This is a genomic window from Nautilia sp. (genome assembly GCF_053994455.1).
Genome location: NZ_JBMYAU010000109.1, coordinates 1 through 19,718, shown reverse-complemented (window position 1 = coordinate 19,718; position 19,718 = coordinate 1). Strand labels below are relative to the sequence as shown.

Genomic DNA, 19,718 nt, shown 5'->3' with positions numbered 1-19,718 from the left:
TTCTATTCTTTTTTTCAGTTTCTCCGAAAATTTTGAAATATCGCCTATCGTTTCGAATTTTATGCCGTTTTTTATGTATGTGTCAAGCTCTTTTTCAAGATAACTGTCTAACAGTTTCATTAAAAAGTCAACTTCCATTTTGGGTCTTTTCCAGTTTTCCGTTGAAAACGCATACAGCGTCAAAACGGATATTTCTTCGTTTTTTGCACAGTATTCGGTTATTTTTCTAACGGTTTCGGCACCTTTTTTATGCCCTTCTATTCTTTTGAGACCTCTTTTTTTAGCCCATCTTCCGTTACCGTCCATTATTATCGCTAAATGCATTTCATACCTTTAAATTAAGCATATTTTCGGCAAAAACATATAAAGGTTTTGCTTCTTTTTTATATAAAAAAACTTCCAAATCAAGTTCGTCTTTATAAAATTCTATTAATTGTAATGTAGCGCTGTAAGGTGAACATACGGTTAACGAACCTGGTGTGATTTCACCTTCAAGTTCCCCTAAATGATTGAAAACGGCGTAAAATTTTACCTTGTTTTTGGAATATTTATACTGCATCAGGGCTTTTTTCTTTTCATTTATGATTAAATGAAAAATTTTTTGCTGATAAGCCGTTAAAATGTTGGTAAAAAAAACGAATTCGGTTTTATTGTTTGCGTTTGCAAGATGTTGTAAAATTTCATCTTTTGAGAAAGTATGCAGTTTAAATGTTTTATCTTTTTCATTAAGGAATTTGATTTTGTCCAATATCGTTAAAATTTCCGGTATTTCTTTTAAATTGCTTATTTGTAGTTTGGATTTTATTTCTTTGATTTGGGCAAAATATTTTTTTCCGACTTCAAGCGGAACAGTGCTTTTCGTTTCAACTTCCCTGTTTCCGAGTTTTATAAGGTATCTTATGGGGTTTATCTCTTTTTTTACTTCGATTTTTACGGGAAGGGTTGCGTTGAACTCCTTAATGCCTTCAAATCTGTTTAAAGTTTTTAAAATTTTTCCTAGTTTAGATACGTTTAACGGCATTAACAAGCTTTAGGGCAATATTTTCTTTAGAATCCTGGGCAAAAAGAATACTGTCGTTTTCGGTTATAAAAACAATTTCGTTTTCATCGCTTCCGAAATCGTTTTTTGTAAGAAGATTCAGACATACTGCGTCAAGATTTTTTTTCTTAAGGGCTTTTTTTGCGTAAGCCGCTGCGTTTTTCTCATCTCTTTCTGCTTTGAATCCCACTTTTTTGAATTTTTTATCCTTGAACGATTCTAAAATATCAATGTTTTTTTCCATTTCAAGTATCATCTTTTCACCGATGGAGTCCTTTTTGAGTTTACCGGGGATATATTTTGGTTTGAAATCGGCAATGGCTGCGGCCATAATAAGATAGTCGGGATTGGAATTAAGTATTTCTTTATAGTAATCTTCCGCGCTTTGAACTTTTATCTGTTTAATTTCTTTGCCGAGGTTATGCTCTTTACTTGATATAAGCGTAACATCGGCACCTTTTATATAAAAAGCTTTTGCCAAAGCTTCTCCCATTTTCCCGCTTGAAAAATTGCTAACGAACCTTACGTCGTCGATTTTTTCCACGCTGCCGCCGGCCGTTATCACCACTTTTTTGTTTTCCCAGAAATTATCTTTGTTGATTAGTCTTAAAGCTTTAAGGTATATCTCTTCCGCTTCGGCCATTTTACCCACGCCTTCGTCCCCGCATGCCAAAAGTCCGGCGTTTGCTTCTATAATTGTAAGTTTTTTAAAGCTTTCCTGAGTGGTTTTGTGCATATACATATTGGTGTTTGCCGCCGGTGCGAAAAGTACGGGGGCTGTGCAGGCGAGGTATGTCTGAAGCAAAAGATTGTCCGCTATGCCGTTTGCCGCTTTGTTTACTGTGTTTGCCGTTGCCGGGGCTATAATATAAATATCCGCCCATTTTGCGTAGTCGATATGGTTAAGTTCACTCGACCAGTCTTCGTTTTGTTCAATCAGTACTTTTTGACGTGTAAGCGTTTCGAAAGTAAGGGGTGAGATGAATTTAGACGCCGCCTGTGTCATTACTACACGGACATTATGGCCACTTTTACTGAAAAGTCTTATAAGTTCGCATGTTTTGTATATTGCGATACTGCCGGTTATTCCTATTAAAACGTTCAATTTTCTCTCCCGAAGAATTTATAATAAAAGTTCTTGATGATTTTAAGCGGTGCCCTGCTGATTGCAAGAGAGCCTTTTTGAATATCTTTGTTTACGGTGCTTCCCGCCGCTATCATTACGTCGTCTTCAATGGTTACGGGTGCTATCAGCTGCGTGTCGCTTCCGACAAATACGTTTTTGCCGATTTTTGTTTTGTATTTGGCTTTTCCGTCGTAGTTGCATGTAATTGTACCGGCTCCGATATTCGTGCCCTCGTCAATTTCACTGTCCCCTAAATAACTCAGATGTCCGGCTTTAACGCCGTTTAACCTGCTCGCTTTAACTTCTACGAAATTTCCGATATGTGTGTTTACAAGCTCGCTTTTAGGTCTTATTCTGGCCATAGGCCCCACCCCGGAATTTTTAATAACCGCTTCTTCCACTACGCTTAAAGGTCTTATTTCACTTTCTATTATTACGCTTTTTTTAATAACACAGCCGTTTCCTATTTCGCATTCGCCTTCAAAGCTTGAATAAGCGTCTATATATATCGTTTCGGGAAGATGCATAATAACCCCGTTTTGCATCCAGAAATTTCTGATTCTTGCACACATTATCTCTTCGGCACGGGCCAAATCTTTTTTGGAGTTTACGCCTTTGAAGTTTTCTTCGTCAACCTCAACCGCTTTTATTGTCAATTTGTCGTTTTCGGCCATTTCGATAATGTCGGTGAGGTAATACTCTTTTTGTGAATTGTTATTAGAGAGTTTCGGCAGGTATTTTTCCAAAACCTCTTTTTTAAACAGATATACCCCGGCGTTTACATACGGAATTTTAAGTTCTTCTTCGTTTGCGTCTTTTTGTTCCACTATTTTTTTAACATTGCCGTTTTCAATTACGACCCTTCCGTAACCGTCGGGATTTTCAAGTTTCATTACACTCATTACGATATCGGCGTCAATTTCTTCAAACTTTTTAAGCTCTTCCGCTTTAATTAAAGGCATGTCGCCGTTTAATATTAAAACTTTATCGCCTTTAACAGGTACTTCTTTTAAAGCCCCTCCGGTGCCCGGAAAATTTTCCAAATCCTGTTTTATTATATGTACAGGGTAGTTTTTAACAGTTTCGCTTACTTTCTCAAACTGATGGTTTAACACAACGTCGATACGGGAGGTCAGTTTTAATGCTTCTTCAATAATGTATTCAATCATACTTTTATTACAAATTGTGTGAAGCACTTTTGCGGTGGAGGATTTCATTCGTGTTCCCTTGCCTGCGGCTAAAATTACGATTTGAAGCATACAAATTTCCTTTTTTTGTTATAATTATAGCAAAAAAGGCTATTTTAATGGATTTAGCAAGTGTTATCGGGCTTGTCGGTGCGCTCGGTTTGATTATCGCCGCAATGGCGATGGGGGTCGGGGTAGGTCCATATATCGACGGTCAGTCGGTGCTGATTGTCGTACTCGGTTCGCTTATGACTCTTTTCATTTCCAACAAAATGGAAATGATGACGAAATTCGCAAAAGTTTTTATGATTGCGATTAAGCCTTCATATCAGCCGAATTATGAAGAATTGATTAAAAAACTCGTTGATTACGCCACTCAGGCGAGACGTGACGGGATACTCTCGCTTGAACAGGCTGCCGCAAACGAAGAGGACGAGTTTTTAAAAAAAGGCCTTTCGATGGCCGTTGACGGAAACGAGCCCGATACTATCAGAGAACTGCTTGAAATTGATCTTGAGCAGATGGATGCGAGACATAAAAAAATGGCCGCTATTTTTGACAACTGGGCGGGACTCGCAGGTGCGATGGGGATGATCGGAACGCTTGTAGGTCTTGTTGCAATGCTTCTTAACATGTCGGATCCTTCGGCTATCGGTCCCGCTATGGCGGTTGCGTTACTTACAACCCTTTACGGTGCGATGATCGGTAACATTTTCGGAACGCCCGTTGCAAATAAGTTAGCGCTTAGAAACGACGACGAAATACTTGCTAAGACCATGATAATCGAAGGTATTATGTCTATTCAGGCGGGGGACAATCCGAGAACCCTTGAAGCCAAACTGTTAAGCTTCCTGCCGCCGGCTCAGAGAAAGTCACAGTTTGAATAGGATAATTAATGGCTAAAAAATGTAAATGCGAATGTCCGAAATGTATGCCGGGGTGGCTGGCTACATTCGGGGATTTGATGAGTCTTCTTTTATGTTTTTTCGTTTTGCTTCTTTCAATGTCCACAATGGACGCCAAAAAAGTAAAAGAGGCAATAGGTTCTCTTGCCGGGGCTTTGAGCGTGCTTGAGGGCGGAACACAGACGGAAGTCAGCCGTAACAGAATACAAAAAGCCACGCCTATAGAAAAAACGGACGAAACAGCCCAGACGGTTAACAAACTCTCCCAGGCCGTTGCCGAATTCAGACAGTTTACCGCCGGAGGAAAAGGGCCGGCGATAGTTTTGGAAGAGGGGGAGGAGGGTTTTTTTATAAGACTTCCGGCAGATATAACGTTTAAGCCGGGAAGCGCCAGAATTACTAATGAGGATTCTTTACTGTTTTTAAAAAGAATATCACTTATTATAAAAGAGTATCTTCCCAAAAATATAGAAGTTCAGGTAAAAGGTTTTACGGACAACATTCCCCCTCCGCCCACATCCCCTTATGCCGACAACTGGGAACTTAGCGCCGCAAGGGCGCTCAGTGTTCTTAAAATACTTATAAAAGACGGGGTTAATCCCAAGCAGTTGAGTGCCGCGGCTTACGGCGAATACCATCCTATCGCCGCCAACGCCACCCCTCAGGGCAGGGCGAAAAACAGAAGGGTTGAGATATGGTTTTTTTCAAAGAAAAAACAAAATCGGAACAAAATTGAAAAATCAGTACTTGACAAAGTTAAAAAATAGGGGTTAAATGAAAAAGCTGTTTTTAATTCTTGTTCCTGTTTTTATTTTTGCGGCCGCTCCTCAGATACCGACGGTTAATTTGTCTTTGACTGCGCCCGAAACTCCGAAGCAGCTTGTGAGTGTTTTAAACATAACGATTCTTTTAACGATTCTTGTGCTCGCTCCGAGTATTATCCTTGTAATGACGTCGTTTGTGAGGCTTTTGGTAGTGTTCGGGTTTTTGCGTCAGGCATTGGGCACTCCCCAGTCCCCGCCGACCACTCTTCTTGTTTCTTTGGCGCTTGTATTGACGTTTTTTATAATGGAACCTTACGCAAAACAGGCGTACAGCAGCGGGATAAAGCCTTATATGGAAGAAAAAATAGGATATGAACGGGCTTTTGATAATGCCGTGAAACCTTTTAAAAGGTTTATGATTAAAAACACGAGGGAAAAGGATCTTGCCCTTTTTTTCAGAATAAGACATCTGCCGAATCCCAAAACGATAGATGACGTGCCTTTGACAATATTGGTTCCCGCCTTTATGCTTAGTGAACTTAAAACGGCGTTTGAAATAGGGTTTTTGATATTTTTGCCGTTTTTGATTATAGATATGGTGGTAAGTTCGATTTTAATGAGTTTGGGTATGATGATGCTGCCTCCCGTTATGATAAGCCTGCCGTTTAAAATACTGGTGTTTGTGTTGGTTGACGGGTGGAATTTGATTGTTATGGGGCTTGTGCAGAGCTTTAAATAATGTAAAATTGATAAAGGAGTAAAATGGTTTGCAGCAGTTTCGGAAAGTGCGGCAGCTGTGTTTTATGGGAAATGCCGTATGATGAACAGTTAAAAATGAAAAGTGAAAAATTAAAAGAGATGTTCGGTGAATTTGATATGCCTCAAATCGAGGTTGTTTACGGAAGTGACGAACATTTCAGGGCGAGGGCGGAATTCAGGGTCTGGCATGAGGGCGATAAGAGCTTTTATGCGATGAGGAAAAGAAAAGAAGACGGAAGAGGGGTGATTCCGATTGAGGAATGCAAAATTGTGGATAAAGCGATATACGGTATTATGACCCCTCTTTTAAAAGAGATAGAAAAAAATGAAAATTTGAGATTCAAACTGTATGAAATAGATTTTTTAAGCAATTCGAAGGGTGAGCTTATTATTACGCTTATTTATCATAAAAAAGTGGACGAGAGTATTGCCGAAGATATTAAAAAACTGAAAGAAAAATTTAAAAACGCCGATTTTATAGTAAGAAAAAAGGGTAGAAAATACGTTTTTGACAAAAACTATCTGATTGAAGAACTTAATATCAACTCAAAAATTTACAAATACAAAATAATCGAAAACACTTTTTCCCAGCCTAATCGTCGGATGAACCGGAAAATGATAGAATGGGCTATGAGAAATTCGGAAGATTTAAAAGGCGATTTGGTTGAGCTTTACTGCGGTAACGGAAATTTTACCATACCTTTAAGCGAGAGGTTTAATAAAGTGATTGCCACCGAAATAAGTAAGGAATCCATTGAATCGGCAACGTATAATGCGGAAATAAACGAAAGGGAAAATATTACGTTTCTTGCGATGAGTGCGGCTGAGTTTTCAAAACTGTATAAAGATAAATCGCCTTTAATTACAAAGTACGATTTAAAAAACGTTTTAATAGATCCTCCAAGAGCCGGACTTGATGATAAAAGCCGCGAATTCGTAAATGAATTTGACAATATTATATATATTTCATGCAATCCCGAAACCCTTAAAAGGGATTTGCACACCCTTGCAAAAGGCAGGGAAATTAAAGCGTTTGCGTTTTTCGACCAGTTCCCTTATACCGAGCATGCCGAGTGCGGTGTCATACTTAAAAAAATGTAAAGTGAAAAATATAAAATGGAAAATTATATTGCTTTTAAAGATCTGATAGGTGAAATTTTTATGGTGCTGTTGTTTTTAGCAATTGCGGCCGGAGCCGTAATAGCGGGTAAAATTATAGAAAAAAGGAAGAAATAATGAGAATCCTTATAGCGGGCGCAGGGGGTGTGGGAGGTTATCTTGCGGGAAAACTGATCCGGTGCAAAAAAGAGGTCGGCTTAATGCTGACACCTAAAACCGAAGAGATTGTCAGAAAAAACGGTCTTAAAATAATCGATGTTGATGAAGAGTTTACCGTTTATCCGGATTTGGAAATAAAAGGTGTTTACGACGTGGTGTTTGTAACGACGAAATATTATCATTTGGATGACGTAATTGAAAAAATAAAACCCTTTATAAATGAAAACAGTGTGGTAGTTCCGATTCTTAACGGGGTGGCGCATTTTGAAAAATTTAAAAAACTAAACGCCAAAATATTAAAAGCGTGTATTTATATACTTTCGAATAAAAAAGCGCCCGGGGTAATTTATAAAAAAACACCTCTTTTTTATTTATGTGTAGAAGATGATGAAAAGATAAGAGAAGTTTTTGAAGGGTGCGGTTTAAAAGTAAAATTTTCAAAAAATATAGATGAGGACATTTGGAAAAAGTATCTTTTCATATCCACTTTCGCAACGCTTCAGAGTTATTATAAAAAGCCCACAGGCTGGATAATGGAAAACAAAAGAGGAGAAGTTGAAAAATTCTTGGATGAGGTGATAAAAATAGCAAAAGAATACGGGGTGGATTTGGAAAAAGAAAAAGAAAAGGTTATCAAACAGGCTTTAAACATACCTTACGAATCGAAAATGTCGATGCAGATTGATTTTGAAAACAACCGGTCGACCGAAGTGGAAACGTTAACGGGCTTTTTGGCAAAAAAAAGCGACTTTATAAAAAAATATTACGATTTGCTTAAATAGTTTTCAATCAGTTTTTTGGCTACGAGGGAGTCGATTCTTCCGTCTTTTTTGTGCTTTATTACGCCTTTTATCTCTTCTTCGACTTGGGCGCTTGTATAGCTTTCGTCTACAAAAACGATTTTTCCCTCAAACTCCAAAAGTGAGACGAAATGCTTTATTCTTCTTTGCATCTCTTCGTTTGTCATAGGAAGCCCCACAACGAGAGTGTCGGCTTTGTATTCGTTAATCACCTTCATCGTGTCTCTTGCAGCCTGGTTTCTGTTTTTTCTTATTATTGCCGGCAGCGGGACGACCACGCTTCCGTTTGAAAATGCAGCTCCTATACGCTTTAATCCTACGTCAATTCCAATAATTTTTTCCATATTTCGGCCTTTTGGTGTAATGTTAATCTCGCGTTCAACGGGCTCGGACTCGGCAGGTATAACGGAGAATTGAGAATTGAAAATTGAGAATTTTTAAAATGTTTTCTGATTACTTTTTCACCGGTTTTAGATGTAACTGCGACTTTTTTAATATTGGGATATTTTTTTAGTAAATTTTCAATATCACAGGGTTTTATTATTTCGAGGTTGTCGTCCCTTGAGTTGCCTTTTTTTCTTATGCATTCGCATACAGCGTCCCACAGCGCGATTTTGTGTTTTTTTAAAAAATTTATTTTTTCTTCTTTGTTTAAGGGCTTTTTATCGTTGAACAGAATCGAGAGGATATCCCAAAATTGGTTTCTCGGATGGGAATAGTAAAATTCGTTTTCGAACGATTTTATAGACGGAAATGTTCCTAAAATAAGTAATTCGCTGTTAGGAAAAATAATGGGTTTAAAAGGATGTGTTAATTTTCCATTTCCCATTTTTGTTCTCCATTCTCAATTAAAGTAAACTTTCCCGTTTTTTATTTCCACTTTTCCTTCAAGTTCCATTTCATACAATACGCTTCCGTATTTTTGCAACGCTTCGTTTAAAGTTAGGATATCGGCGTTCTCTTCTATACCTAAACTTTTGCAAAATTCGTCAATATCCCATATTACTTCCGCTAAATTTTCCTGAGCCAGATATCTTGTTCCCGAACTTTCATTGATTCTGTGCGGCAGGACGTACACTTTTTTGCCGTATTCCTTAGCCCATTCAAAGCTTCTCATGCTGCCGCTTTTAATGTTCGCCTCGGCTATTATTACAAATTCGCTTATTTTGACGATTATTCTGTTTCTTTGTAAGAATGTGTGTTTAAAGGGAGCGAAGTTTTTTTCGTATTCGCTTACCGCCAAGGCCTTTTTGTAAATGTTTTCTATTAAATTTTTATTTGATTTCGGATATATTATATCAAGTGAAGAGGGGGAGACGAAAACAGTGTTCGGAAACGCCCCTTCGTGTGCGGCTTTGTCGATCCCGAGCGCCCCGCCGCTTACGATTACATATTTTCGGGAAAGTTTTTTTGCGAGAATTTTTGTAATTTCCCTCGCATATTTTCCCGCCCTTCTGCTCCCGACTATTGCGATTTTCGGTTTGTTTAACAGTTTGGTGTCGCCTTTGTAATATAAATCGAATCCTGAAAAATTTATTTTTTTATTTTCCATTTTTTACTTTTGTGAAAGTTCGTCAATATATACGACATCTACATTTTTTAGTAAATCGGCCGAGTTTTTAAGTGTTTCGAGCGTAACGGAGTGAGGATGTCCTATCGCTATTGCATAGCCGTGTTTTTCGGCCAATTTGGCGGCTTTTTCAAGCTGTTTTCTTATATATGACGGATCTTCCTTATTGTCAAGAAAAATATTTCTTGCAAAAAGGGGGATGTGGTATATTTTGTCCGCCTGGGACGATTTTGAATAAGGTGTTGTTTTTGAGTCCACAAAACCGAGATTTTCTTTTTTTAAAGCCCTGAAGAGTCTTACCATGGCATAAGGATCTGCGGTAAATGTGCTTCCGGTGTGGTTGTTTATAAATTTGGCTTTAGGAAAAAGTTTTTTTACCTCGGTTATTCTTGTTAAGATTTTTCTGTAAGAGTCGTCTACTTTTAAAGTGTCCGGTTCAGGTTTGTGGAAATGCAGGGCTTCCATCGGCAGATGAATCATATAATGGGAAAATTCTTTGGCGTAAACAGGCGTGTTGGGATGTCTTTTTGTAGGAGGAAAAAAAGACGGGGTTATTTTTAAGGGGATGGATTTTATTTTTTTTACCTGAGTTTTAAATGAAACGTCGTCAATGATAATCACCAGTTTCGGCCTCTTTGACAAAGGAAGTTTTAAAGCGCTTTTTTGTACGGCGGAAGGAGGTACCGCCGTATTGTTGTGGGGTTTTTCGTAATCGAGTATTTCCGAAGGAATGGTGTATGAAAACTCTTTTTTTGTTTTTTCTTTTTTTAACCGTTTTATTTTTTCTTGGAGGATTTTAATGCTGTTTTGGTTTTTTTTCAGTTCTTTTTCGTAATTTTTTTGGGAAATTATTATACCCGCAATAAACGCACTTAGCGAGAATATTATTAAAAGCAGAAAATAAACTACATATTTCAGGTTGAGTGTTTTTTTAGCGGTTTTTTTCTTTTTTTTTGTTTTTTTCATTTGCTGAGAATTATTTCCACTTCAAGGGTTTCGATATCCTGGTTTGAATTGGATTTGATATTTACGTCCTTGACGTTAAGATATTTTTTTACCACATTTATCAAATCTTTTTTCATATCTTCAAGATTTTCAATTTTTGTGGTGGCCCTTTCGTAGGCAAGCATCATCATAAGTCTGTCTTTCGCTATGTCTTTTGATTTTTTCTTTTTAAACATGTCAAAAAAGCTCATTTGAAAAATCCTTTTAATTTGCCTAAAAATCCTTTTTTAGTTTTTAAATCCAGAAATTCCACTTCTTCGCCTTCGATTCTTTTTGCTATTCTTCTAAAAGCCTCCCCGACGGTTGATTTGTCGTTTAAAGCAACGGGTTCGCCTATGTTGGTCGATCTTACTATTTCTTCGTCGTCGGGAACCGCCCCTATCAGCGGAAGAGCCAGAATGTGCAGCACATCCTCGATCGAGAGCATTTCACCTTTTTCCACAAGTTCGGGTTTTATTCTGTTTATTATTATATGTTTTTCAACCTCGGTCCCTTCACGGGCTTTTTTGCTTTTTGCGTCTATTATGCCAATTACCCTGTCCGCATCCCTGACGGATGAAATTTCGGGAGTCGTTACGATTAACGCCCTGTCGGCAAGATAAATGGAATGTTCGAACCCGCTTTCGATTCCGGCCGGAGAATCGATTAAAATATATTCGAAATTTTTTTTAAGCTCTTCAATAAGTTTTTCCACTTTTTCTTTGTTAAGGACGTTTTTGTCTTTTGTCTGACTTGCGGGAAGAAAGTGGAGGTTTTGGGTTCTTTTGTCTTTTATAACGGCCTGTGCCAGATTACAGTTTCCCTCCATTACGTCCACCACGTCGTAAACTATTCTGTTTTCAAGTCCTAATATCATATCGAGGTTTCTAAGCCCGATGTCAAAATCGACGGCAACGACTTTTTTCCCCATTTTTGCAAGCGCTGTTGCTATATTTGCAGTGGTAGTGGATTTTCCGACACCGCCTTTCCCGCTTGTAATCGTAATAACCTGTGCCAAATTAACTCCTTTGTGTGACTTATAAAATTTACTTAATAAACTTTATAAGTCCCAAAAAGGGGAAAAAGTTAGTTTTTAGTGGGATCTACGATTTTGTTTTTAGTAATCCAAGGCATCATTTCTCTTAGTTTTTTACCTGTCTGCTCTAAAAGTGAATTTTCGGTAAGTTGTCTTTCCGCATTCATTCTGACATATCCCGCTTTTCTTTCAAGAATAAAGTCTTTAGCGAATTTTCCGTTTTGAATTTCTTTTAAAATTTCTTTCATCGCTTTTTTGCTCTCTTCTCCGATAACTCTCGGACCGCTTACATAATCGCCGTATTCCGCAGTATTGGAAATTGAATATCTCATATTCGCCATACCGCCTTCATACAATAAATCCACGATAAGTTTCAGTTCGTGAAGGCACTCGAAATATGCCATTTCAGGGGCGTATCCCGCTTCCGTAAGAGTTTCGAACCCTGCGTTGATAAGAGCTGTGACACCTCCGCATAAAACAGCCTGCTCTCCGAAAAGGTCAGTTTCGGTTTCGTCTTTGAACGTGGTTTCGATAATTCCGGTTCTGCCCCCGCCGATTGCGCTTGCGTAAGATAATGCTAATTTTTTTGCTTCTTCACCGCCCTGATAAACGGCTATAAGATCAGGAATGCCTCCGCCTTTTACGAATTCGCTTCTTACAGTGTGTCCCGGTGCTTTCGGAGCGACCATTATTACGCTTAAATCTTCTCTCGGTCTTATCTGTCCGAAATGGATGTTGAAACCGTGACCGAATGCAATGGTGGCGCCTTTTTTAAGGTTCGGTTCGATTTGAGAATAGTATACGTCCGCCTGAATTTCATCCGGAAGTAAAATCATAACCACGTCGGCTTCTTTTACGGCTTCGTCAACCGGTAATACTTTAAATCCCTGGGCTTCCGCTTTTTCCCAAGACCTGCTTCCTTTTCTAAGACCTACAACGACATCGACCCCGCTGTCTCTCAGGTTAAGCGCGTGTGCGTGCCCCTGGCTTCCGAAACCTATCATTGCAACTTTTTTGCTTTTAATAATACTTAAATCACAATCTTTGTCATAATAAATGTTTAATGACATAAAAACTCCTTTTTTTTGGAATTATAACAAATAATTTGATATAATTTATCGTTTTGATAAAGGAGTTGATTTATGAAAAAAACGGCGTTGCTTTTGGTTTTGTTTAATTTTGTATTTGCGTCTTCGGATTATTTGAAAAATATGACGTTAATTGAACTTTTCAATAATAAATATTATTCTTATATCTGTAATCAGAGGTGGAAATTTATAAATAAATATAACAATAAAAGAGAAGATCTGCTTTCGCTGGTTGCGTATGCCTGTCTTAAAAAAAGGTTTCTGACTCCGGCGCTGGATCTTGCAAAAGTATTGAAGGTTACAAAAGAAGGAAGAAAAAACGCCACATACATAGTTACGCTTTTTTTAATGAAAAAACTTATTATGCAGATGATTGACGATAATTTGCAGATAGGGGACATTACCCTTCCTCAGATCAGCGACAATACGCTCGGAAAGGTTTTCGGTTTGATTCAAAAAGGTGATTATGAAAAAAAAGACGGTGCTTTGGTTGTAAAAAACGGAAATACGACATATAAAGTATGGATAAGCGACAATTACAATGTGGTAATTGACACTGTTGTAAACGGAGAGCTGACAAAAAGGGAGTATTACTGGTGAAAGTCGGAGAGCTGTTTTTAAAAGACGGAATTATAAGTGAAGAGCAGTTAAAAAAGGCGCTGGAATATCAGAAAAAACATCCCGCTAAAAAACTTGTGGACATACTTTTTGATCTCGGTTTTATTTCTAAAAAGCAGTATCTCGAACATCTTTCTAAATCAATGGGGATAGGGTATAAAGAAAATCTCGAGCAGGTAAGGCTTAGGGATATTAAAGTACCCGTAAATATTTTAAAACAGACGCTGGCCGTTCCCATAGAGGTTAAATACGACAAAGCCGTTGTCGCAATGGCCGATCCGCTTGACTGGAACGCACAGGCTTTAATTAAAAGGTTTTTTCAGGATAAAAACCTTGAAATAGTACTCGGCTTCAGAGACGATATAATAAAGGTTATAAGAAAGGTTGAAGACAGGGAGAAGGTTAAGGGAATTCTGGGGGATATAAAAAAGGAATTAAGGGGCGAAGAGATAAAAGGCGACGAATCCGCCATTATGAGGCTTATTAAATATGTTCTTGTAAGTTCGATAGAGAGAAAAGCGAGCGACATCCATATAGAAGCCGAAGAGGGGGAGGCTGAAATAAGAATAAGGATATTCGGTACCTTATACGAATTTTTGGATTTTGACGAAGAAATTTTTTATGCGATAAATTCGAGGATAAAGCTGCTCTCCGGTTTGGATGTTAGCGAAAAAAGAAAACCGCAGGACGGTTCTTTTTCAATGCAGTTCGGCAAAAACAAATTCGATTTCAGGGTTTCCACGCTTCCTACAATCTGGGGGGAGAGCATAGTTATCAGAATTTTGGACAAAAGAAATATTTTAAAACGCATTGACGATATAGGTATAAGCGAAAAAAATCTCACTCTTATAAAAAAGGCGCTTTCCCAGCCGAACGGTATTTTTTTAGTGACGGGTCCTACGGGAAGCGGTAAATCTACGACGTTATATGCCGCATTAAATGAAATTAACAATACGAGTGAAAAAATAATTACGGTTGAGGATCCCGTGGAATATAAACTGCGGGGAATTCAACAGGTACAGGTTAACGCAAAAGTGGGGCTGACGTTTGCGGGTGCTCTTAGAAGTATATTAAGACAGGACCCGGATATTATAATGATAGGTGAAATAAGGGACCTTGAAACCCTTGAAATTGCGGTAAAAGCGGCACTTACCGGACATCTTGTTATTTCCACCCTTCATACGAACGATGCGGTAAGCGCCATTAACAGGATGATAGATATGGGGGCGGATCCTTTTATGGTCGCCACTTCTTTAATAGGCGTAGAAGCTCAAAGACTTGTAAAAACTATCTGTCCGTACTGTAAAACCATTCACAAACCTGCCGATGTATATTTGGATCCGATAAAAAACATCCTGCCCAAAGACGCAGTGTTTTATACCGGTAAAGGATGTGAAAAATGCAATATGACAGGGTTTGCGGGAAGAACGCTGATTACGGAGGTTTTTTTAAACGATGAAAACCTTGAAACAATGATTTCAAAGAAAAAAGACAAACTGGATTTATTACACTATTTGAAATCGAAAGGCTTTAAAAATATGTTTTATGACGGGCTTATTAAAGCTTTAAAAGGGATCACGAGCCTTGAAGAAGTCTATAAGGTGGCTAAGCTATGAAATATTATAAGGTAACGTTTCTTTACAAAGGAAACAAACAGGATGTAATTATAAAATCGTTAAACAAAGCCGAAGCGATAATAGACAGTAAAAAAATGAATAAAGGTATGCTTGTCAGGATAGAAGAAATTCCCATGCCGTTTGAAGAGAGACTGAAAATATTAAAAGACATAATTCAGTCCAAGTTTTTAAAAAAGAAGCTTAATTATCCCGCATATATTTCTTCAATAAGACAATTGGCCGTTCTTATTAAAGCCGGAATTTCACTTAAGGACGCTTTGGAGGATATTTCCGGAAACACCAATGATTCCGTAATAAAAGAAGTGTTTATAAAAGCTGCCGAAGCCATAGACAGCGGAAAAAGCCTTTCGGACGTGTTCGGGGAATACGAGCAGTATGTGGGCGGAATATCCCTTGCTATGATTAGGCTCGGGGAGCAGACCGGTGATTTGGTTATGGCTCTTGAAAACCTGGCCACAATTTATGAAAATATGTATGAAAACAGAAGAAAAATGGTCAAAGCCCTGCGCTATCCGGTTATTACCTTAATAGCGATTGCGGCCGCGTTTGTTTTTCTTATTATGTTTGTTATTCCAAAATTTAAAGATATTTTCAAGCAGCTTCATTCAGAGCTTCCTCTTCCTACGAGGATACTTCTCGGAATGGAGCATATCCTTTCTAATTACGGATTGGTAGTTGTGGCGGTGCTGGTAATCGCTTTTACGGTGAATTCGTTTTTATACAAAACCTCCTATAAGTATAAACTGAAAATAGACAGTCTTTTATTAAAGACATATCTGATAAATAAAGTAATAAAATATTCCACCCTTCACAGGTTTTTATTAACTCTTTCGTCACTCTTAAAAAGCGGTATTCCTTTGATAGACGCGCTTAAAATAAGCGAGGGTATAATTGAAAACGAAGTGATTAAAAACAAAATTAAAGAAATAATAAAAGGGATAAACCAGGGTAGAAGTTTTTCGGAAATGGTGGCCGAACAGAATCTGCTTAATTTCGTCGCCCTTCGTATGATTACGGCGGGTGAGGAGTCTGGGGAGCTCGATTCGATGCTTGACAGTGCGGCGGGATATTATGAAGACAGATTTCAGGATATTATAGACAATATGCAAGCGGCAATAGAGCCGATAATGCTTACGGTAATAGGCGGTCTTGTGCTTTTGATTGCTCTTGGTGTCTTTTTGCCGATGTGGGATTTGTCAAAAGCGGCAAAAACAATGTAATTTATACCGGTATTCAAAAAAAACCGGAGATTTTTTATTTTTCGAAATCATCCCATTCTTCATCTTTTCTGTTTAATTTGTAATTTTTATATTTAGGATCTTTTGCAAGTCTGTCATAATTTTTTTTCAGTTTGCTGTATTCTATTTTGATATTCATTATTGCGGCCGCAACCCCCCAGAAAACTCCAAGCCAAAGAGTCCATGTATATCCCGTCCATTTTTTTAACAATATTCCGATACCGATACCCATAAGTATGGCCACTACTATGGAAATACCCAAAGAGAGCTTTTCGGCTCCCTCTACGGTTTTTCCCAATTTTCCTTTTTGGTGTTTTTCTTCCATTAAAGCCCCGGTGCTATTTCTTTATATGCTTCTAATGTTGAGTCGATATCGGAATCAGTCATAACGGTGCAGATAAATCCCGTTTCATAGGCGCTCGGCGCGAAATAAAATCCTCTTTTTAACATTTCAGAATGGAATTTTGCATATCTTTCGGTGTTGCTTTCGTTTACGTCGTCAAAATTTTTAGGCTTTTTGGAATTAAAGAAAAACCCGAACATACTTCCGACTACGTTTGTCTGAATATCGATGCCGTTTTCTTTTGAAATTTCTTCAAACCCTTTCATAAGTTTTTTAGCTTTAGCTTCTAAATCTTTATAAAGATCCGGATTTGATTTAAGCTTTTTAAGCATAGCAAGTCCGGCGCTCATGGCTACGGGGTTCCCGCTTAAAGTTCCCGCCTGATATATCGGACCTTCGGGACTGAGCTGCTCCATTATTTCCCTTTTACCCGCAAAGGCGCCAACGGGCATTCCTCCTCCGATTACTTTACCGAATGTAACTATGTCCGCTTCTATTGCGTAAATGTCGAAACTTCCCCTAAGAGACGCCCTGAATCCGCTCATTACTTCGTCGAATATCAATATAGCCCCGTTTTTCGTACAAAGTTCTCTAAGTTCTTTTAAGAACTCTTTTTCAGCGGGTACCAGGCTCATATTTCCGGCGATAGGTTCTATAATCACACATCCTACATTACCGTTTTCAAAGCATTTTTTAACACTTTCTATATCGTTATACTTTGCCAAAAGAGTATGTTTTGTAAAATCCGCCGGAACCCCGGGGCTTGACGGAGTTCCGAATGTGGCGGCGCCGCTGCCGGCGCTTACGAGAAGAGAGTCGCTGTGTCCGTGGTAACACCCTTCGAATTTGATGATGTCGTCTTTGCCGCTGACACCCCTTGCAAGTCTGATAGCGCTCATGGTCGCTTCGGTGCCGCTGTTTACAAATCTTATCAAATCCAAATGAGGGAAAAGTTCTAACACTTCTTTTGCAAGTTCCACTTCCACGGTAGTGGGAGCACCGAAACTTACACCTTTACCGACCGCATTACATATCGAATCTTCTATATCTTTATCGCAGTGTCCGAAGACAAGCGGTCCCCAGCTTTGAATGAAATCCAGATATTTATTGCCTTCGATATCATAAATGTATGCACCTTCGCCTTTTTCGATAAAAGGAGGTTCGCCTCCTACGCTTTTAAATGCCCTGACCGGTGAATTAACACCGCCTACGATATATTTTTTCGCTTCCTGAAATACACTCATACCTATCCTTTTTATTTAATATTTGCTAAAATTATACAAAAAAAGGTCTGTAATGAAAATAGATGAAAGTTTGGTAAGAAGACTTGAAACCCTTTCAATGGTTGAAATCGGTGACAAAAAAGCGATGGCCGCGGATTTAGCCGAAATAGTCGAATTTGTCGAAATGCTGAATGAACTTGACACGAGCGGAATCGACGCCGCGTTTTCAACCCTTGATAACCCGACACCTTTAAGGGAAGACGTACCCGTTAAAAACGAGGCGGTAAAGGAAATTTTAAATCATGCGCCTAATGCGAAAGACGGGTTCTTTATAGTGCCTAAAATTATAGAATAAGGAAAAAAATGGCTTTGTCATATACGTTAGAACAGCTTTTAAGAAGTATAAAAGATTATAAAGCGAGTGATCTCCATCTTAACGTCAATGCCGAGCCTATGCTCAGAATAGACGGCAAGCTTACGCCTCTTAACCTTCCTAAACTTGAGAAGGAAGATGTTGTCGAGCTTTGTTATTCGGTTTTGACTGAAAAACAAAAAGCCTCTTTGGAAGAGGATTTGGAACTGGATTTTTCGTTTGAAATACCCAAAGTTGCAAGATTCAGGGCAAACTATTTTTTCGAAAGGGAAAATTTAGCAGCCGCATTCAGGATAATTCCGGAAAGGCCTTTCAGTTTGGATGAGCTTCATGCTCCCGCTATTTTTAAAAGAATAGTAAGAAAAGAAAAAGGGCTTATACTCGTAACCGGACCCACCGGAAGCGGTAAGTCTACAACATTAGCGGCTATGCTTAACGAAATAAATGAAGTTTTTGCAAAACATATCATTACTATAGAAGATCCGATAGAATTTGTACACGAACATAAAAAGTCCCTTATTTCCCAGAGGGAAGTCGGAAGAGATACAAAAGCCTTTTTAAACGCTTTAAGGGCGTCGCTCAGGGAAGATCCCGACGTAATTCTAATCGGGGAGATGAGGGATAAGGAAACTATCAGTGCGGCGATTACCGCGGCCGAAACGGGACATCTCGTTTTCGGGACGCTTCATACCAATTCCGCCGTTCAGACAATAAACAGAATAGTAAACGTTTTCCCGGCAAACGAACAGGATCAGATAAGAACCCAGCTTTCTATGGCCATCCTTGCCGTAATTGCCCAGAGTCTTCTTCCTAAAATCGGGGGCGGGAGAATTGCCGCGCATGAGATTATGATAAACAATCCGGCAATTGCGAACCTTATCCGTGAAAATAAAATTCCTCAAATTTATTCCCAAATGCAGCTTAACCAGGGCGCGACGGGGATGCAGACGATGAACCAGGTGCTAAGCGAATATGTCAGACGCCATATAATAGATAAAGAAATGGCAATGGCCTATACTACAAAACCCGAAGAGCTTAGAAAACTTATCGGTGTGTAATAAAGTCAAAAGTAAAAAATGAAAAGTAATCAACTGAATGAGGATTTGTTGGTATCCTCATATGATTATAACCTACCGGAAAATTTAATAGCCAAATATCCCGTAACTCCCCGGGATAGTGCCAAACTTCTCGTATATGACAGAAAATCGGGCAAAGTTACGCATACAGTTTTTAAAAACATACTTGATTTTGTGGGGAATTCTCATTTTGTGTTTAACAATACTAAAGTTATAAAAGCCAGAATTTTCGGAACAAAAGAGACCGGGGGTAAAGTCGAACTTTTATTAAACAGGCCTTATAAAGACGGATTTTTGGTTTATATAAGAGGAAAAGTCAAAAGAGGGACGAAACTTTATTTTGACAAAGGCTTGACGGCTGAAGTTACTCAACTGCTTGAAGACGGAAGCAGGATTGTTAATTTTAAATGTGAAATGGAAAATGGAAAATTAAAAACTATTGATTTTTTAGATATTGTAAAAATACTTGAAGAGATCGGGCATGTACCGCTTCCTCCGTATATCAAAAGAGAAGATGAAAAAATAGACGAAAAAGAATATCAGACGATTTTTGCCAAAAAGGAAGGAGCCGTTGCAGCGCCTACCGCAAGCCTTCATTTTACGGACGAACTATTGAATAAAATAAATAAAAAGTCATATCTGACTTTACATGTCGGGGCGGGTACGTTTAAGCC

At 38.5% G+C, this 19,718-nt stretch carries 24 protein-coding genes; 11 read left to right on the top strand and 13 right to left on the bottom strand.

The features are described 5' to 3' along the window. From uppS to glmU, 4 genes are all read right to left on the bottom strand, one after another. The coding region (gene uppS, locus ACXJIE_RS07885; RefSeq protein WP_456480424.1) for a polyprenyl diphosphate synthase at positions 1-324 on the bottom strand (324 nt) is incomplete at its 3' end. Between the two features lies 1 nt (position 325). Further along, the gene (locus tag ACXJIE_RS07880) at positions 326-1,021 is read right to left on the bottom strand and encodes a hypothetical protein (RefSeq protein ID WP_456480423.1); all 696 of its coding nucleotides are present in this window, start codon (positions 1,019-1,021) and stop codon (positions 326-328) included. Then, on the bottom strand, positions 1,002-2,144 hold the full coding sequence (gene coaBC / locus ACXJIE_RS07875; protein WP_456480422.1) for a bifunctional phosphopantothenoylcysteine decarboxylase/phosphopantothenate--cysteine ligase CoaBC: 1,143 nt from the start codon (positions 2,142-2,144) through the stop codon (positions 1,002-1,004). The genes ACXJIE_RS07880 and coaBC overlap by 20 nt, the downstream gene beginning before the upstream one ends. Beyond that, a complete protein-coding gene (gene glmU / locus ACXJIE_RS07870; RefSeq protein ID WP_456480421.1) occupies positions 2,141-3,424 on the bottom strand; it encodes a bifunctional UDP-N-acetylglucosamine diphosphorylase/glucosamine-1-phosphate N-acetyltransferase GlmU in 1,284 nt (427 codons plus the stop codon). Before glmU ends, coaBC begins: the two co-directional genes overlap by 4 nt. Before the next feature lie 47 nt (positions 3,425-3,471). Between glmU and ACXJIE_RS07865 the strand changes: the two genes are divergently transcribed. The 5 genes from ACXJIE_RS07865 (at position 3,472) to ACXJIE_RS07845 (ending at position 7,840) form a co-directional block, all read left to right on the top strand. Further along, complete coding sequence (locus tag ACXJIE_RS07865) at positions 3,472-4,239, top strand: motility protein A (RefSeq protein ID WP_015902365.1); 768 nt, start codon at positions 3,472-3,474, stop codon at positions 4,237-4,239. 8 nt (positions 4,240-4,247) lie between these two features. Continuing rightward, positions 4,248-5,024, top strand: coding sequence for an OmpA family protein (locus tag ACXJIE_RS07860; protein WP_456480420.1), 777 nt, complete (start codon positions 4,248-4,250; stop codon positions 5,022-5,024). A gap of 7 nt (positions 5,025-5,031) precedes the next feature. After that, positions 5,032-5,760 (top strand): flagellar type III secretion system pore protein FliP, encoded by a 729-nt coding sequence (fliP, locus tag ACXJIE_RS07855; RefSeq protein WP_456480419.1) that lies wholly within the window; start codon positions 5,032-5,034, stop codon positions 5,758-5,760. A 23-nt stretch (positions 5,761-5,783) separates the two neighbouring features. After that, entirely contained in the window at positions 5,784-6,881 is a 1,098-nt protein-coding gene (gene trmA / locus ACXJIE_RS07850; protein WP_456480418.1) for a tRNA (uridine(54)-C5)-methyltransferase TrmA, read from the top strand. A 134-nt stretch (positions 6,882-7,015) separates the two neighbouring features. Next, positions 7,016-7,840 carry a ketopantoate reductase family protein gene (locus ACXJIE_RS07845; protein WP_456480417.1) on the top strand — a complete coding sequence of 275 codons (825 nt, stop codon included), beginning with the start codon at positions 7,016-7,018 and terminating at the stop codon, positions 7,838-7,840. On the opposite strand, the gene ruvX is transcribed toward ACXJIE_RS07845, so the two are convergent. The 7 genes from ruvX to ilvC form a co-directional block, all read right to left on the bottom strand. Then, positions 7,822-8,202, bottom strand: coding sequence for a Holliday junction resolvase RuvX (gene ruvX, locus ACXJIE_RS07840; RefSeq protein ID WP_456480416.1), 381 nt, complete (start codon positions 8,200-8,202; stop codon positions 7,822-7,824). The two genes, ACXJIE_RS07845 and ruvX, sit on opposite strands and share 19 nt — an antisense overlap. Continuing rightward, entirely contained in the window at positions 8,175-8,687 is a 513-nt protein-coding gene (locus tag ACXJIE_RS07835) for a DNA-deoxyinosine glycosylase (RefSeq protein WP_456480415.1), read from the bottom strand. Before ACXJIE_RS07835 ends, ruvX begins: the two co-directional genes overlap by 28 nt. A gap of 15 nt (positions 8,688-8,702) precedes the next feature. Next, on the bottom strand, positions 8,703-9,410 hold the full coding sequence (locus ACXJIE_RS07830) for a DNA-processing protein DprA (protein ID WP_456480414.1): 708 nt from the start codon (positions 9,408-9,410) through the stop codon (positions 8,703-8,705). Between the two features lie 3 nt (positions 9,411-9,413). Then, on the bottom strand, positions 9,414-10,394 hold the full coding sequence (locus ACXJIE_RS07825) for a divergent polysaccharide deacetylase family protein (RefSeq protein ID WP_456480413.1): 981 nt from the start codon (positions 10,392-10,394) through the stop codon (positions 9,414-9,416). Further along, entirely contained in the window at positions 10,391-10,624 is a 234-nt protein-coding gene (minE, locus tag ACXJIE_RS07820) for a cell division topological specificity factor MinE (RefSeq protein ID WP_456480412.1), read from the bottom strand. Before minE ends, ACXJIE_RS07825 begins: the two co-directional genes overlap by 4 nt. Next, on the bottom strand, positions 10,621-11,430 hold the full coding sequence (minD, locus tag ACXJIE_RS07815) for a septum site-determining protein MinD (protein WP_456480411.1): 810 nt from the start codon (positions 11,428-11,430) through the stop codon (positions 10,621-10,623). Before minD ends, minE begins: the two co-directional genes overlap by 4 nt. A gap of 68 nt (positions 11,431-11,498) precedes the next feature. Further along, positions 11,499-12,518 (bottom strand): ketol-acid reductoisomerase, encoded by a 1,020-nt coding sequence (gene ilvC, locus ACXJIE_RS07810; RefSeq protein ID WP_456480410.1) that lies wholly within the window; start codon positions 12,516-12,518, stop codon positions 11,499-11,501. A 72-nt stretch (positions 12,519-12,590) separates the two neighbouring features. Between ilvC and ACXJIE_RS07805 the strand changes: the two genes are divergently transcribed. From ACXJIE_RS07805 to ACXJIE_RS07795, 3 genes are read left to right on the top strand one after another with little or no spacing between them, the layout of a single operon-like run. Then, positions 12,591-13,136 carry a hypothetical protein gene (locus tag ACXJIE_RS07805; RefSeq protein ID WP_456480409.1) on the top strand — a complete coding sequence of 182 codons (546 nt, stop codon included), beginning with the start codon at positions 12,591-12,593 and terminating at the stop codon, positions 13,134-13,136. Further along, the gene (locus ACXJIE_RS07800; protein ID WP_456480408.1) at positions 13,133-14,770 is read left to right on the top strand and encodes a GspE/PulE family protein; all 1,638 of its coding nucleotides are present in this window, start codon (positions 13,133-13,135) and stop codon (positions 14,768-14,770) included. Before ACXJIE_RS07805 ends, ACXJIE_RS07800 begins: the two co-directional genes overlap by 4 nt. Then, the gene (locus tag ACXJIE_RS07795) at positions 14,767-16,011 is read left to right on the top strand and encodes a type II secretion system F family protein (RefSeq protein ID WP_456480407.1); all 1,245 of its coding nucleotides are present in this window, start codon (positions 14,767-14,769) and stop codon (positions 16,009-16,011) included. Before ACXJIE_RS07800 ends, ACXJIE_RS07795 begins: the two co-directional genes overlap by 4 nt. A 34-nt stretch (positions 16,012-16,045) precedes the next feature. Here the strand turns inward: ACXJIE_RS07795 and ACXJIE_RS07790 are convergent, their stop codons facing one another. Next, the gene (locus ACXJIE_RS07790; RefSeq protein WP_456480406.1) at positions 16,046-16,354 is read right to left on the bottom strand and encodes an AtpZ/AtpI family protein; all 309 of its coding nucleotides are present in this window, start codon (positions 16,352-16,354) and stop codon (positions 16,046-16,048) included. Beyond that, the gene (gene hemL, locus ACXJIE_RS07785; RefSeq protein WP_456480405.1) at positions 16,354-17,616 is read right to left on the bottom strand and encodes a glutamate-1-semialdehyde 2,1-aminomutase; all 1,263 of its coding nucleotides are present in this window, start codon (positions 17,614-17,616) and stop codon (positions 16,354-16,356) included. The genes ACXJIE_RS07790 and hemL overlap by 1 nt, the downstream gene beginning before the upstream one ends. A 52-nt stretch (positions 17,617-17,668) precedes the next feature. Here hemL and gatC point away from each other — a divergent pair, with 52 nt between their 5' ends. The 3 genes from gatC to ACXJIE_RS07770 all read left to right on the top strand — a co-directional run. Beyond that, complete coding sequence (gene gatC, locus ACXJIE_RS07780) at positions 17,669-17,950, top strand: Asp-tRNA(Asn)/Glu-tRNA(Gln) amidotransferase subunit GatC (protein WP_456480404.1); 282 nt, start codon at positions 17,669-17,671, stop codon at positions 17,948-17,950. A gap of 8 nt (positions 17,951-17,958) precedes the next feature. Continuing rightward, a complete protein-coding gene (locus tag ACXJIE_RS07775) occupies positions 17,959-19,026 on the top strand; it encodes a type IV pilus twitching motility protein PilT (RefSeq protein ID WP_456480403.1) in 1,068 nt (355 codons plus the stop codon). Positions 19,027-19,044: 18 nt separating this feature from the next. Further along, positions 19,045-19,718, top strand: a 674-nt coding sequence (locus ACXJIE_RS07770) for an S-adenosylmethionine:tRNA ribosyltransferase-isomerase (protein WP_456480402.1), incomplete at its 3' end; no start/stop codon positions are given.

Coding starts and splice junctions, on each gene's coding strand:
- ACXJIE_RS07880 (WP_456480423.1), bottom strand. CDS start 1,021: ATGCCGTTAAACGTATCTAAACTAGGAAAAATTTTAAAAACTTTAAAC.
- glmU (WP_456480421.1), bottom strand. CDS start 3,424: ATGCTTCAAATCGTAATTTTAGCCGCAGGCAAGGGAACACGAATGAAA.
- ACXJIE_RS07865 (WP_015902365.1), top strand. CDS start 3,472: ATGGATTTAGCAAGTGTTATCGGGCTTGTCGGTGCGCTCGGTTTGATT.
- ACXJIE_RS07860 (WP_456480420.1), top strand. CDS start 4,248: ATGGCTAAAAAATGTAAATGCGAATGTCCGAAATGTATGCCGGGGTGG.
- fliP (WP_456480419.1), top strand. CDS start 5,032: ATGAAAAAGCTGTTTTTAATTCTTGTTCCTGTTTTTATTTTTGCGGCC.
- trmA (WP_456480418.1), top strand. CDS start 5,784: ATGGTTTGCAGCAGTTTCGGAAAGTGCGGCAGCTGTGTTTTATGGGAA.
- ACXJIE_RS07845 (WP_456480417.1), top strand. CDS start 7,016: ATGAGAATCCTTATAGCGGGCGCAGGGGGTGTGGGAGGTTATCTTGCG.
- ruvX (WP_456480416.1), bottom strand. CDS start 8,202: ATGGAAAAAATTATTGGAATTGACGTAGGATTAAAGCGTATAGGAGCT.
- ACXJIE_RS07835 (WP_456480415.1), bottom strand. CDS start 8,687: ATGGGAAATGGAAAATTAACACATCCTTTTAAACCCATTATTTTTCCT.
- ACXJIE_RS07830 (WP_456480414.1), bottom strand. CDS start 9,410: ATGGAAAATAAAAAAATAAATTTTTCAGGATTCGATTTATATTACAAA.
- ACXJIE_RS07825 (WP_456480413.1), bottom strand. CDS start 10,394: ATGAAAAAAACAAAAAAAAAGAAAAAAACCGCTAAAAAAACACTCAAC.
- minE (WP_456480412.1), bottom strand. CDS start 10,624: ATGAGCTTTTTTGACATGTTTAAAAAGAAAAAATCAAAAGACATAGCG.
- ilvC (WP_456480410.1), bottom strand. CDS start 12,518: ATGTCATTAAACATTTATTATGACAAAGATTGTGATTTAAGTATTATT.
- ACXJIE_RS07805 (WP_456480409.1), top strand. CDS start 12,591: ATGAAAAAAACGGCGTTGCTTTTGGTTTTGTTTAATTTTGTATTTGCG.
- ACXJIE_RS07795 (WP_456480407.1), top strand. CDS start 14,767: ATGAAATATTATAAGGTAACGTTTCTTTACAAAGGAAACAAACAGGAT.
- ACXJIE_RS07790 (WP_456480406.1), bottom strand. CDS start 16,354: ATGGAAGAAAAACACCAAAAAGGAAAATTGGGAAAAACCGTAGAGGGA.
- hemL (WP_456480405.1), bottom strand. CDS start 17,616: ATGAGTGTATTTCAGGAAGCGAAAAAATATATCGTAGGCGGTGTTAAT.
- gatC (WP_456480404.1), top strand. CDS start 17,669: ATGAAAATAGATGAAAGTTTGGTAAGAAGACTTGAAACCCTTTCAATG.
- ACXJIE_RS07775 (WP_456480403.1), top strand. CDS start 17,959: ATGGCTTTGTCATATACGTTAGAACAGCTTTTAAGAAGTATAAAAGAT.